This is a genomic window from Neisseria sp. HMSC065C04 (assembly GCF_001815375.1).
GTDB lineage: Bacteria > Pseudomonadota > Gammaproteobacteria > Burkholderiales > Neisseriaceae > Neisseria > Neisseria flavescens_D.
Window position 1 is genome coordinate 364,145 of sequence record NZ_KV820419.1, and the last position, 12,904, is coordinate 377,048.

General features: G+C 43.2%; 13 protein-coding genes. 6 read left to right on the forward strand and 7 right to left on the reverse strand.

All coding sequences use genetic code 11. From position 1 onward, the window contains the following. Positions 1-290: DNA cytosine methyltransferase (locus HMPREF3022_RS08650; RefSeq protein WP_141756517.1), on the forward strand; the 290-nt coding region annotated here is incomplete at its 5' end. Here HMPREF3022_RS08650 and HMPREF3022_RS08655 read toward each other — a convergent pair. The 6 genes from HMPREF3022_RS08655 to HMPREF3022_RS08680 all read right to left on the reverse strand — a co-directional run bounded on the left by HMPREF3022_RS08655 (position 274) and on the right by HMPREF3022_RS08680 (position 6,164). Continuing rightward, entirely contained in the window at positions 274-1,029 is a 756-nt protein-coding gene (locus HMPREF3022_RS08655) for an MAE_28990/MAE_18760 family HEPN-like nuclease (RefSeq protein WP_070765485.1), read from the reverse strand. The two genes, HMPREF3022_RS08650 and HMPREF3022_RS08655, sit on opposite strands and share 17 nt — an antisense overlap. Next, a complete protein-coding gene (locus HMPREF3022_RS08660) occupies positions 1,026-2,150 on the reverse strand; it encodes a GmrSD restriction endonuclease domain-containing protein (RefSeq protein WP_083315837.1) in 1,125 nt (374 codons plus the stop codon). The genes HMPREF3022_RS08655 and HMPREF3022_RS08660 overlap by 4 nt, the downstream gene beginning before the upstream one ends. A gap of 221 nt (positions 2,151-2,371) precedes the next feature. Then, the gene (locus HMPREF3022_RS08665; RefSeq protein WP_070765486.1) at positions 2,372-4,114 is read right to left on the reverse strand and encodes a hypothetical protein; all 1,743 of its coding nucleotides are present in this window, start codon (positions 4,112-4,114) and stop codon (positions 2,372-2,374) included. Positions 4,115-4,176: 62 nt separating this feature from the next. Beyond that, the gene (gene lipA / locus HMPREF3022_RS08670) at positions 4,177-5,157 is read right to left on the reverse strand and encodes a lipoyl synthase (protein ID WP_070765487.1); all 981 of its coding nucleotides are present in this window, start codon (positions 5,155-5,157) and stop codon (positions 4,177-4,179) included. Between the two features lie 129 nt (positions 5,158-5,286). Beyond that, positions 5,287-5,889, reverse strand: a complete 603-nt coding sequence (gene lipB, locus HMPREF3022_RS08675) for a lipoyl(octanoyl) transferase LipB (protein ID WP_049333809.1) — start codon at positions 5,887-5,889, stop codon at positions 5,287-5,289. Further along, positions 5,889-6,164: an HP0495 family protein gene (locus tag HMPREF3022_RS08680; protein WP_049328369.1), complete on the reverse strand. Its 276-nt coding sequence runs from the start codon at positions 6,162-6,164 to the stop codon at positions 5,889-5,891. The genes lipB and HMPREF3022_RS08680 overlap by 1 nt, the downstream gene beginning before the upstream one ends. 213 nt (positions 6,165-6,377) lie before the next feature. Here HMPREF3022_RS08680 and lon point away from each other — a divergent pair, with 213 nt between their 5' ends. The 5 genes from lon (at position 6,378) to HMPREF3022_RS11395 (ending at position 11,933) form a co-directional block, all read left to right on the forward strand. Next, positions 6,378-8,837 carry an endopeptidase La gene (gene lon, locus HMPREF3022_RS08685; protein WP_070765488.1) on the forward strand — a complete coding sequence of 820 codons (2,460 nt, stop codon included), beginning with the start codon at positions 6,378-6,380 and terminating at the stop codon, positions 8,835-8,837. Between the two features lie 186 nt (positions 8,838-9,023). Continuing rightward, on the forward strand, positions 9,024-9,293 hold the full coding sequence (locus HMPREF3022_RS08690; RefSeq protein ID WP_003683413.1) for an HU family DNA-binding protein: 270 nt from the start codon (positions 9,024-9,026) through the stop codon (positions 9,291-9,293). Between the two features lie 349 nt (positions 9,294-9,642). Beyond that, positions 9,643-9,912, forward strand: a complete 270-nt coding sequence (locus HMPREF3022_RS08695; protein WP_063075699.1) for a FeoA family protein — start codon at positions 9,643-9,645, stop codon at positions 9,910-9,912. 27 nt (positions 9,913-9,939) lie between these two features. Next, positions 9,940-11,808, forward strand: coding sequence for a ferrous iron transporter B (locus HMPREF3022_RS08700; protein WP_070608305.1), 1,869 nt, complete (start codon positions 9,940-9,942; stop codon positions 11,806-11,808). Further along, positions 11,805-11,933, forward strand: a complete 129-nt coding sequence (locus tag HMPREF3022_RS11395; protein ID WP_003683546.1) for a FeoB-associated Cys-rich membrane protein — start codon at positions 11,805-11,807, stop codon at positions 11,931-11,933. Before HMPREF3022_RS08700 ends, HMPREF3022_RS11395 begins: the two co-directional genes overlap by 4 nt. A gap of 112 nt (positions 11,934-12,045) precedes the next feature. On the opposite strand, the gene HMPREF3022_RS08705 is transcribed toward HMPREF3022_RS11395, so the two are convergent. Then, complete coding sequence (locus HMPREF3022_RS08705) at positions 12,046-12,699, reverse strand: DUF1287 domain-containing protein (protein ID WP_049333815.1); 654 nt, start codon at positions 12,697-12,699, stop codon at positions 12,046-12,048. Positions 12,700-12,904: the final 205 nt, after the last annotated feature.

The following is a 12,904-nucleotide window of genomic DNA, read 5'->3' on the forward strand; positions in this document are numbered from 1 at the left end:
AAAAAAAAGGACAGTCTTATAAACGAATTTATGGTCGTATGGAATGGGACAAGCCCGCCCCAACAATGACAACTTTATGTATTGGCTTCGGCAATGGACGCTTTGGGCATCCGGAACAAGACCGTGCAATTTCTTTAAGGGAGGCAGCCTTATTCCAAAGTTTTCCTCTAGATTACCAGTTCACTCAAGAAACTGATACTCCAATTCGCCAAATTAGTCGAATGATTGGTAATGCTGTTCCTGTATTGCTAGGTGAGGCAATCGGAAATAGTTTTAAACTGTTGGTTTGAGATATTTCTTCTGCATTAGATATTCAGTAAATGCATCAGTAAATAAATGCATATAGCGGAAAGTAGTGGCTTTTATTGCCATTAAATCAGATATTGTTCGGTTTCTACCACATTCTTGAAAGGTGATTTCTCCATGAGCAAGTTTATTTCGTTCACGGGTTATTTCTTTCATACAAGTATCTTGAAATTTGCGCGTACTTTCATAGGTAATATTTCCTGCTTGCCGTAATTGGCGGTGAGTTTCGTCATCGATACACATATTAACTTGAAGTTTCTTTGCAAGCTTAAATATTTCGTCATCATTAAAATTTCCTCCTCCTCCTTTAGAAATCTTAATATCTATTTTTTGTGTATCACCGAAATGTTTAAGCATTTTGAGTCCATTACCTAATCGTGTTTCTACACTAGCTTTTGCATCATTAAGGTTTAACCCTCCTATTAGCCATTCTTTTTGGATGGGTTCTGAAAATTGGGTAATAGGCATCCTTTCATTTTGAATATAGCAAATTAAAGTATTTAGGCTTTGGGTAACAACAGCCTCAATGTAGTTATATAGTAACATATAGATACTAGCGGTAAGGATATGGAGATGAGTATTTTCCAATTGATATTCAACACCATTTCTATTTTGTAAAGCTGGTAAACCATGTTGAGTACTATCATGGATATACTTTAGCAGATCCATATATAGGTTTATTTCCTCTTCACGACTTTCCATCATAGATTTTACTGAGTTCATGGATGATTCCGTTTAAAGGCATTTTTAGCAAAAAATAATCTAGCATGTAGCTTTTTAGTGGCATTTGCACCATCACTACCAGTTACTTCAATGAATTCTTTACTGTCAAAAATATCAACGCACTCCTTTGGGGTAACTTGAGCTAAAATGCCTGGATTTTCCTTTTCAGCGAGATAAGCTGAAACAGCCATGCCTTCGAAACGAGTACGAGAAGACTGACCCTTTCCATCTCTTTTAAAACCAATTGGATATTTTTCTTTGAAAAAAGCCATAATTTCATGGAATTTTTGTTCGTAAGTCGCACGCATGTTAGGATTTTTAGCAAATTCTTCATTCATGATTTCTGTATAATCAAAGATAAATTTACGAACATTAGCAGAATAATGGTGTAAATACTCACCATAGGCAAAAAAGCGAGTAATGAATTCTTCTCGCTCCCCCATATCCTGCATATTCTTGCTAATTTTTGCTAATTCATTAAATGTTTTATCTTCAGATAAAGTCTCAACCATATCGTAAAATGCTCCTTGAAGCAGACCTCGACGAATTTCTGCAGGTGTAGCATTTTTGCTACCTGTATTAAGACGTTCAAATAAGTCAAGTCGAGCTTCTTTGTCTGTTTTATTACTAAGTACTACGCCTCGGATAGGTTTATTTTTGAAAATCTTTTGACGACTTTCTAGGAGTTGGTGATAAGTTTGGCCGTTAAGATAAATAAGCTTTTCCAAATCGGATAATTTTAAATTACCATGAATAAATTCAGACAATGCTGTTAGTCGTTGTGCACCATCTACCACTTCCATATTTCCAGTTGAAGGATCCTGCCAAAAAAATAAAAATGGGATGGGTAGGCCAATTAAAACAGACTCAATGAACCTACTTTTACGATGTTTTTCCCAAATGTTTTTTCTCTGGTAGCCTGGAATAAACAATTCTTGCCGATCTAATTTAGCAACTAGTGTTTCTATTGGGTAATCAGTTACATAGTAATCAATTTCTTTTTCATGTTCTTTTATCTGATTTTCAATCATTAATTCAAAATCATATTGTTCTTCTTCTGCAAATAGACTATATCCTGTAGGGTTAATAAATTTTTTATGCGGAGTATCTCGATTTTTCATTTTGAATACCTAAAAATAGAAATTGTTAATATTATGTCTTAGATTAAAAACCATAACCTTGAAATATCAAAAGAACCCTTTTCTTTTGTGTCTTTAGAATTTACTTAACATTTATGTTAGCAGATGGTAATGCAGATGGTAATAATTACCCCTATATAGTAGTTACGATACCCTCAGCCTTATCAACAAGAGAGTTGGTAATTTATAAATTACTGACTAATTTATTTTAAAATAAAATTTAATATTTTTTTGTGTATTTTTTGAGCGTAGTTTTTGATATCTTTATGTGTATGCTTTAGAGTATTAATTTGTAAACTGGAGTTTTTTGGAACTTTATCCCAAATTCCTCGCTGTTTTGCTAAGACATATAATAATTGAGTCAGATACTTTGTCTCGTCAATTGCCTGAAAATAAATAATCGCCGTAACAAAATGTTCACTTTTTCGAGCTTGAATTTCAATCAACCAAAATGTTTTATCTTTGTACTCAATTTTTCCTAATAATACCTTACGCCTTGTTTTGGTTTTGGAAACAAGATACGACCATTGGGCTTTATGGGCTGAGTCAGTTAATGGAACAAACTCACAAGCTGGAGAGCTAGACATATAGATAGTTGCCTTAATATCTGAATATTCTTCATTCAAATGTTCGATAGCCCGTACGGAATTATCAAAAGTCGCAGCTAAGGCAGCCCTATTTTGTTTTTCAGATTGGGTATTAAAAGTGCTAATGGACGCAGGTGCAATTGTAGTTTGGCTCCATGTACCTAAATCCACTCCTAAGCTAGTTACATTAATTTTTTCATTTATGGCAAGTTTCTGTGCTTTGTATTCATTAAAGGGCTTTTTGGGTTTTTCAATCTTTTTACCGATTAAATCTGAAAAGCAATTTATGTTTAAGTTAAATTGTAATGTTGATACGCAATTGACTGATTCATATTGATTTTGAATAATAGAATTTCCCTTGAGACTGGGAGTTCGTCCCTCTCTTCGATACTCTTTCTTTTTATCATCAGGTATATCTGTTTTTTTATCTCCCTTTCGATTGTCATTACTCCTATCAACAGAAATATCGGGAAAAGGAGCCGAACAAGAACAAATCTCCGTAACTAAGAATCTATCAACAATTTTAATACCGCGAACCATTAAATTGGTTGAATTAATAAATGGGAAATTGGTAGATAATAATGTAGTTGGTTGTTCGTTAACTCCTATTTTTATTAGGGAGTTTTTAATCTGAAAGAATCCAGACAATGCAATATCTGAAGTCAATATTCTTGCTAAAATAAAGGCCTCTTGATCTGTATATTGTTGTGGTAATTTAATGACTACCTTATCTGTTTCATTATCTATCGCATATGAAATTTTTGTAATTTCTTCTGGATTAGAAAATGTTAAATGAGCTAGTCTAGTTGAACAGGCATAATAAAAACGGATAATTTCTATTACTGGAATAATTATTCCATTTTTGTAATTCTCATTTTGAATTTTGAAGCAAGAAAAAGGTACTTTTGCATCTGTTGCAAAATTTTTCTGCAACAATAGTTTGCACTCTTGTTCTCTTCCGCTTGAATCTAAATATTTTATTTTGTAATTGCTATTAATTATTTCTACTGTATTTGCATTTATTTCAATATTTTTAAGAGTGGCTATATCTGTAACTGCATTATTGTTTTGAAGTTTTCCTTTTATCCAAAGAGATCCCACTCTTAAAATAGGAAGCAAACCTATATTAACAGGAATCTTTTTCAATTGATTATATTCTGGAATTTCTCTACCAGAGCTATCAAATCTAGCAAAGTTATATACAGAATTATCGTGAAAGTTAACTGGGCGTAAATAGACTTCAATAAACAGGTTATTGTTATTTTTCAATTGGGAAAAAATCTTCCCTAACCCATCAATTCGCCACAATTTATTATCATGTGGGAATTCGGCAATTTCAATAACTGGTTGTTGATCCATATTTGCCCAGTCGAACTTAGCGTTATAAAGTCGCAAATAGCGTAGTTCAGTCTCAAATAGCGTCAGAATTCACAACCGCCGTGGGTTTCACGCAAAGCTTCGGCTGCTTGTTCGTCTGCGTGGTAGCTGGAGCGAACCATTGCGCCGATCGCGGCATTGGTAAAGCCTAATTCGTATGCTTCTTTTTCAAAAACTTTGAATTGGTCGGGCGTTACATAGCGCAAGACGGGCAGGTGGCCGTCTGAAGGTTGCAGATATTGGCCGATGGTAATCATCTCGATATTGTTGGCACGCATATCGCGCATGATTTCGCGCACGTCCTCGTCTGTTTCGCCCAAGCCGACCATGATGCCGGACTTGGTCGGGATATGAGGCATCATTTCTTTGTAGCGGCGCAGAAGTTCGAGGGAGTGTTGGTAGTTGGCACCCGGGCGGGCTTTTTTATACAGGCTTGGATGGGTTTCCAAGTTGTGGTTCATCACGTCGGGTGGCGTTTCTGCCAAGATTTCCAGTGCGATGTCCAGACGGCCGCGGAAATCGGGAACAAGGATTTCGATTTTGGTATTCGGGCTGGTTTCGCGGATGGCTTTGATGCAGTCAGCGAAGTGTTGGGCACCGCCATCACGCAGGTCGTCACGGTCGACGGAAGTAATCACGACATAGCGCAGGTTCATGGACTTGACGGATTCGGCCAAGTGTTTAGGCTCGTCAGGATCCAACATGTTGGGGCGGCCATGGCCAACGTCGCAGAACGGGCAGCGGCGGGTACAAATATCGCCCATAATCATGAATGTGGCCGTACCCTTGGTAAAGCATTCGCTGATATTTGGACAAGATGCTTCTTCGCACACGGTATGCATTTTTTGTTCGCGAAGAATATTTTTGATTTCAAAGAATTTCTTGCCCGGTAATTTGGCGCGGATCCATTCGGGCTTTTTCAATTTTTGTTCCAATGGAACCACTTTAATCGGAATGCGTGCAGTTTTGTCTGCGCCTTTCAGTTTGATGCCGCGTTTGGGGTCGTTTTTTACTTCTTCACTCATGGTGATGTGTTCTTTCTGTCGTTATAAAGGCCGTCTGAAAAGCTTATCGTAGTATTCATGACCTAAGGGCTTGTAAGTTCAGAGGGGCAGTTAAAAGATGGCGTTGGGGTCGAATATTTTCAGACGGCCTTATGTCAGCTCTTTTTGTAAATGCTTGGTCAGTTTGTCTGAAACTTCTGCCAAACTGGGTACCGGAGAGACATAGTCGGCAATTTGGGTCATTTCCATACCTGCATAACCGCAGGGGTTGATATGGGTAAACGGACTTAAATCCATGTTCACATTAAGCGCCAAACCGTGGTAAACGGAGCCGTCTTTGATACGCAGGCCCAGAGAAGCGATTTTACGCTCTCCGACATAAACGCCGGGGCGTTTGGGATCGGCTGCTGCTTCGATGCCGTATTCTGCCAAGGTGGCGATAATGCTGTTTTCAAGTGCGGAAACGATATGGCGGACGCTGGTTTTACGGCGTTTGAAATTGATCATCGTATAGACGACCAATTGACCGGGGCCGTGATAGGTAATTTGACCTCCTCTGTCAATTTGGACAACGGGAATATCGTCGCGGATGAGGAGGTGTTCAGGTTTTCCGGCCAAGCCCTGGGTAAATACGGGCGGATGTTCGACCACCCATAATTCGTCTTCGGTGTTTTCGTCACGCGAGGCATTAAATGCCTTCATGGCTTCGAAAGTCGGCAGGTAATCGACCAAGCCTTTGTGCACGATTTTCATTACAACACCACTTTTACCAATTCGTGTGAAGTCAGGTCGCGGTAGATATTGTCGAGCTGCTCTTGGTTGTCGACATTTACTTTGACGGTTGCGCTGGTGTAGTTGCCTTTGCTGCTTGGGCGCGTAGTAATGTGGTGCGGCTCGGTATCGGGAGCATGTTTGCGCACGGTTTCCAAGATGGCGGATTCAAATTCCGGATGAACTGCGCCCATGACTTTTACAGGAAAGGTGCAAGGGAATTCAATTAATGATTTTTTTTCGGTTGAGTCTGTCATGGTTTACTACCTTGTTTGGTTTGCCAGGGCCGTCTGAAAAGTTTTCAGACGGCCCGAAATCCGATATATTTTATCGTAAACGTCCATATTGGGCTATTAAAAATGATGTTTTCGAAAATAGGTGCTGATAAGCTGTTTTCAAGTCTTGAAATGGAGCGCTTCAGCCCAATTTTGAGCTACATTCTGATTTAACAATGATTGAGATTATTAACTATGCCGACAAAAGACAAATATTTCGAGGAATACAGTGCGCTGGCTACCTTGCCTTTACGCGATGTCGTGGTGTATCCGCATATGGTATTGCCGCTGTTCGTCGGTCGTCCTAAATCGATTGCGGCCCTTGAGGCGGCAATGGCCAATGATGATCCGGTTTTCCTGTTGGCCCAGCTTGACCCTAATACAGAAGACCCTAAAGCTGAAGACTTGCACCAAACTGGTACGGTTGCCCAAGTTTTGCAGGTTTTGAAGCTGCCTGACGGTACCGTTAAAGTATTGGTAGAAGGTATCCGTCGTGCGCGCGCATTGACGGTTGACGAAACAGGCGGACTGTTTTTATCCCATGTTGAGGCGATTGATGAGAATAGTGACAAGGATAATCCTGAAATTGAGGCTTTGCGCCGGACTCTGCTGACTCAATTTGAGCAATATGCGAAGTTGAACAAAAAAATCCCTGCCGAAGTCATCAGTACCATCAGCAGTATCGATGACAACAGCCGTCTTGCCGATACTATTGCCGCGCATTTACAGCTGAAATTGGAGCAGCGTCAATATGTGCTGGAGACTGCCGGCATTGTTGACCGTTTGGAATTTCTGCTGGCGCAGTTGGAAGCCGAACTCGACATCATGCAGGTCGAGAAACGCATCCGTGGCCGTGTAAAACGTCAAATGGAAAAATCCCAACGTGAGTATTACTTGAATGAGCAAGTGAAAGCGATTCAGAAAGAGTTGGGCGAAGAAGACGAGCGCGACGAGCTGGATGCGCTGGAAAACAAAATCAAAGAAGCAGGCATGAGCAAAGAGGCTGAAGAAAAATGTCTGTCTGAATTGAAAAAACTGAAAATGATGCCGCCGATGTCTGCGGAATCTACCGTCGTGCGCAACTATATCGATACTTTGCTTGAACTGCCGTGGAAGAAAAAATCCCGTGTCAGCAAAGATATTGCCAAGGCTGATTTGATTTTGAATGCCGACCATTATGGTTTGGAAAAAGTCAAAGAGCGCATTTTGGAATATTTGGCTGTTCAAAAACGTATGGACAAGCTCAAAGGCCCGATTTTGTGTCTGGTTGGTCCTCCGGGGGTGGGTAAAACTTCCTTGGGTGAATCGATTGCCAAAGCCACAGGCCGCCAATATGTGCGTATGGCCTTGGGCGGCGTGCGTGATGAAAGCGAAATCCGTGGCCACCGTCGTACCTATATTGGCTCTATGCCGGGCAAAATCCTGCAAAACATGGCGAAAGCGGGTGTGAAAAACCCATTGTTTCTGCTTGATGAAATCGACAAGATGGGCAGCGATTTCCGTGGCGATCCGGCCAGTGCTTTGCTTGAGGTGCTGGATCCTGAGCAAAATAACAAGTTCGCCGACCATTATGCCGAAGTTGATTATGATTTGAGCGATGTGATGTTTATTGCCACTTCAAACAGCTTGAATATCCCGACTCCGCTGCTTGACCGTATGGAAATCATCCGTCTGTCCGGTTATACGGAAGACGAAAAAATCAATATCGCCATGCAATACCTTGTGCCGAAACAAATGAAGCGCAATGGTGTGAAAGAAGGCGAGTTGGTGGTTGATGAAAGTGCGGTGCGCGATATTATCCGTTACTACACCCGCGAGGCCGGTGTCCGCTCGTTGGATCGCGAAATTGCCAAAATCTGCCGCAAAGTAGTGATGCAGGTTACTTTGAATGAGGACAAGAAAAAAGCGTCCAAATCCAAAACAGTAAGCAAGGCCAAGCCTAAAGCGATTAAAGTTACTGAGAAAAATCTGCATGACTATCTGGGCGTGCGCCGTTTCGACTATGGTGTGGCCGAAAGCGAAAATCGCATCGGTCAGGTAACCGGTCTGGCTTGGACCGAAGTCGGTGGCGAGTTGTTGACCGTTGAGGCGGTTGCCTTGCCGGGCAAAGGTACGATTCAATGTACCGGCCAACTGGGCGATGTCATGAAAGAATCGGTATCGGCCGCATGGTCGGTTGTCCGTTCACGTGCTGAATCAGTGGGTCTGGCTCCTGATTTTTACGAGAAGAAAGACATTCACGTCCATGTACCTGAAGGTGCGACGCCGAAAGACGGTCCGAGTGCAGGTATCGCCATGACTTTGGCGATGGTTTCTGCCTTTACCAAAATTCCGGTGCGTGCAGACGTGGCGATGACCGGCGAAATCACTTTGCGTGGCGAAGTCTTGCCGATTGGCGGTTTGAAGGAAAAACTGCTGGCTGCTTTGCGTGGCGGGATCAAGCATGTATTGATTCCAAAAGACAACGTCAAAGATTTGGAAGAAATCCCTGAAAATGTCAAAACCGGTCTGACCATTCATCCGGTCAAATGGATTGATGAAGTGTTGGCTTTGGGTTTGGAAGCTCAGCCTGAGCAATGGGCGGCTGAATTGGCGGTTGACGAAACTCCGCAAACTTCTAAGACGAAGTCAAGAACAAAAGCAACCAAGCATTAAGTTGGCCGTCTGATGTTGCAAAAAATGTGGTTTTGCCCTGAATGCCCCAAAAATAGGGCAATTCCACATTTTTTACTTGACATGATAATTTCAGAATTGCTATAAAGTGCGTATGTGCTTTGAAAGCGCTCAAGCCCCGAGTATTCGGGCATTTCATCATCTTTATACGATAGGAAGGGACTAATTGTGAACAAGTCTGAATTGATCGAAGCAATTGCTCAAGAAGCCGGCATTTCCAAATCTGCTGCGCAAAAAGCTTTGGATGCTACTACTAATGCCGTAACCAACGCACTGAAAAACGGCGACACTGTTACTCTGGTCGGTTTCGGTACTTTCTACGTCGGCGAACGTGCCGAACGTCAAGGCCGCAATCCTAAAACTGGCGAGCCTTTGACTATTGCTGCTGCTAAAACGCCTAAATTCCGTGCCGGTAAAGCATTAAAAGATGCTCTGTAATTGAGCGTTTTTTCCTGAATAGGAATAAAAAACCGATTCTATTCGGTTTTTTATTTTGAAGGCCGTCTGAAACTTTTCAGACGGCCTTTAGTTTATCGAGTGTATATAAAGGCTGAAACCCAAACAATCAAAGGATTTCTGCTTTTTTAATTCTCCTGCCTACAGTTGATTTTTGTATTAATAAGTTTTATCATTAGCAAAAAAATAACAATACTTAAAACAAACCGCACTTATCGAAAGAAGGGGCAAATAGCCATTCATAACCAATCTTTCAAATGTGCCGCACATTCGCCACACTTCTCACGTTTTTTCAATAATCTGATTTTAAAGCAAATGAAAAGAGAGGTTTATGTCTACCATTCCTTTGTCGCGCCTTAAAAAAGGCGCAGTCGTACATATTGATTCCATCGTTTCCAATCCTGTTTTTGGTGATTTGGATACCTTGGTAACCCGTCGCCTTGCAGATTTGGGTTTTTCCAGCGGAATGCCGTTGCAAGTGATTGCAGTGGGTGGTTTTGGGAGAGGCCCGTTTGCGGTACGTTTGGGTAACCAATCTCAATTTTCCCTGCGTTCGGAAGAGGCCGGGAAGATTATGTGTCGTATCGTTGAGGCCGTTTAAGGCCGTCTGAAAGAATAAGGAAAAATGATGGAACTAAGCTATTTTGCCTTGATTGGCGCGCCAAACTGCGGCAAAACCGTTTTGTTCAACGGTTTGACCGGCTCACATGCCAAGGTTGCCAATTATCCGGGCGTAACTGTCGATAAGCGCGAGGGCGCCTTCCTCGACGACGAGGCCGTCCGCATTATCGACCTGCCGGGCACATACAGCCTACGCACGACCAGCCCCGACGAAGCGGTGGCGAAAGATGTAATGGTAGGCAAGATGGGCATTCCGCCCGATGCCATTATTGCCGTTGCCGACGCGACCAACCTGCGTATGACCCTGCGCATGATTTTGGAACTGAAAACGCTGGGACTGCCTATGGTGGTGTCGCTGAATTTGAGCGACGTGGCCCGCAAAAGGGGCTTGAATATCGACGCGGCCAAACTGAGCGAGTTGTTGGATGCACCTGTTTTGGAAACAGTTGCAGTGAGCGCGTCGGGTGTACAGGCTGTACGCGAAGCCGTGGCGAAGCTGCCGCGCAAACGCTCTTTCCCCGCAAACCCCGCCTCTGCCGAACGCACGCTCGATGCGCTGGATAGCGACAAACTTTATCAAGAAGTCGAATCGATTTTGGCACAAGTGGTACGCACCCAGATGACGCTGCCCGCATGGCACAAAAAACTCGACGACATCGTGCTGCACCCCGTCTGGGGCATGATTATGCTGCTGGTCATCCTGTTTATGGTGTTCCAAGCGGTTTACACATGGGCGGCGCCGATTATGGACGCCATCGAAGGCGGTTTTACCGCGCTGGGCGAATGGATAGGCGCCAACATGGAGCCGGGCATCCTCAGCGACTTGCTCGTCAACGGCGTCATTGCCGGTTTGGGCAGCGTGTTGGTGTTCCTGCCGCAGATTACGATTTTGTTTGCCTTTATCCTGCTATTGGAAGACTCAGGCTATCTGCCGCGTGCAGCCTTCCTGCTGGATAACGTCATGGCGAAAAGCGGTTTGTCCGGCCGTTCGTTTATTCCCCTTTTGTCCAGCTTTGCCTGTGCCGTTCCTGCCGTGATGTCGGCGCGTACCATTAACGACCCGCGCGAACGCCTTGTTACCATCGCGGTTGCGCCGTTGCTGACTTGTTCCGCACGTTTGCCAGTGTATGCGCTGATTATCGCCGCTGTTATTCCTGACCGTACAGTGGGTGGGATTTTCAACCTGCAAGGCCTGACATTGTTTATTCTTTATATCGTAGGCATTCTGTCGGCTGCATTGGCAGCGTATATCATGAAACGCTTGGCGCGGATGAAAGGCAATGTGCAACAATTCCCACTTTTAATGGAATTGCCGACTTTCCGTACGCCTAACTTCAAACACATCATGACCAGCTTGTGGGATAGGGTAAAAGCCTTCCTGAAACGCGCGGGTACCATCATTTTTGCGTTGGCCGTGGTTCTGTGGGGCTTGGTAAGCTGGCCGCAACCGCCTGAAGGCGCAACCGGTGCCGCCATCGATTACAGCTTGGCAGGTACGCTTGGTCATGCTATTCAGCCGTTTTTTGCACCTTTGGGTTTTACTTGGGAAATGTGTATCGCCATGATTCCGGGTATTGCCGCGCGCGAAGTGGTCGTTGCCGCATTGGGTACCGTTTATGCCGTCAGCGCGTCGTCTGAAGATGCCGTACAAAACGCATTAATTCCCATCATACACAACAACTGGGGCTTGCCGACCGCCTTTGCCTTCTTGGCTTGGTATGTGTATGCTCCGATGTGTGCCGCGACTTTGACCGTGATTAGACGCGAAACCAAATCCACGAAAAATATGCTTATGATTACAGGCTATTTGTTCCTGATGGCTTATTTTGCCGCATTCGTGGTTTACCAAATTTCTTCAAGGATACTATCATCATGACTCAATATATTATCGTCGGCTTGATTATGCTCGCCTGCGTATTCTTCCTCTTGCGAAAATTCGTGTTCAAACCGAAAAAACGCGACTGCAGCAGCGGCTGCGGTAAATGTGGCGGTTGTGGTTAAATAAAGAGGGTTAGATAAGTAAAAGGCCGTCTGAAACTGTTTCAGACGGCCTTTTTTATTGCTCTATGGCTTTTCAGATGCAAAACTAGTATTTAGAGCTTAGCACCAGGATTTATTGAACGGGAAGTCTGAAATGTCCGGTAATGGTGTAGCGGTAGAGGACATCGTCTTCACGGGTTCCTGAACCGATATTATGGATAATCAGGGGCCTGTCTCCGATTTTTCGATCGGAGACGATACCGATATGGGGACGGTTGCCTTTCAGTTCCCAAGTTACAATATCGCCAGCTTGATAGTTTGTATCTTGAACTGCCCAGCCTTGACGCGTGAAATAAGTCATTAGGTTAGGTACGCGGCGGTGGTCAATATTGGTATCAGGTTGTTTCAAACCCCAGCGTTTCGGATAGACGGAAAAGTTGCGGCTCATGTCTTGATGAACAAGATCTTGCAAATCTATATTTTGGTCGCGCAAGGCACGGATAATGACGTCTGTGCAAACGCCTTTTGATATCGGCACATCTCCCATCGGATAAGTGAGCTTCGTGTAAGCTGGGTCGTAACGAAGGGTTTTGCCGATTTGGTTGCGCGCAGATTGTACGATTTTCGGTGATGGTCCTTTGGGTTCGGTAATTTTTTGTTGTAGGAAATCGGTATTAATACTTAGGATAGAATTGTGATGACGAGCAAAAAATACAACTGTTGTAATCAGAAGGATAGAAAGCGCAATACTGAGAACTATGGGCTTAAAGGCTATTTTGTGTTTCATGATATATGCACGGCTTAGATGTTGTCTGCATTATTATCAGATTTTTGAGTGGGTTGGCAATGCATAATGGAAAAATGGTCTTGAGCAAGTATGTACGGGCAAATAATAGATGAGTGTTATTTGGGTATTACCAAAACATTTTTTGTAAATATAGATTTTAAATTGGCATATGATAAAAGGCCGTCTGAAAACTTTTCAGACGGCC

Coding starts and splice junctions, on each gene's coding strand:
- HMPREF3022_RS08655 (WP_070765485.1), bottom strand. CDS start 1,029: ATGAACTCAGTAAAATCTATGATGGAAAGTCGTGAAGAGGAAATAAAC.
- HMPREF3022_RS08660 (WP_083315837.1), bottom strand. CDS start 2,150: ATGAAAAATCGAGATACTCCGCATAAAAAATTTATTAACCCTACAGGA.
- HMPREF3022_RS08665 (WP_070765486.1), bottom strand. CDS start 4,114: ATGGATCAACAACCAGTTATTGAAATTGCCGAATTCCCACATGATAAT.
- lipA (WP_070765487.1), bottom strand. CDS start 5,157: ATGAGTGAAGAAGTAAAAAACGACCCCAAACGCGGCATCAAACTGAAA.
- lipB (WP_049333809.1), bottom strand. CDS start 5,889: ATGAAAATCGTGCACAAAGGCTTGGTCGATTACCTGCCGACTTTCGAA.
- HMPREF3022_RS08680 (WP_049328369.1), bottom strand. CDS start 6,164: ATGACAGACTCAACCGAAAAAAAATCATTAATTGAATTCCCTTGCACC.
- lon (WP_070765488.1), top strand. CDS start 6,378: ATGCCGACAAAAGACAAATATTTCGAGGAATACAGTGCGCTGGCTACC.
- HMPREF3022_RS08695 (WP_063075699.1), top strand. CDS start 9,643: ATGTCTACCATTCCTTTGTCGCGCCTTAAAAAAGGCGCAGTCGTACAT.
- HMPREF3022_RS08700 (WP_070608305.1), top strand. CDS start 9,940: ATGGAACTAAGCTATTTTGCCTTGATTGGCGCGCCAAACTGCGGCAAA.
- HMPREF3022_RS11395 (WP_003683546.1), top strand. CDS start 11,805: ATGACTCAATATATTATCGTCGGCTTGATTATGCTCGCCTGCGTATTC.
- HMPREF3022_RS08705 (WP_049333815.1), bottom strand. CDS start 12,699: ATGAAACACAAAATAGCCTTTAAGCCCATAGTTCTCAGTATTGCGCTT.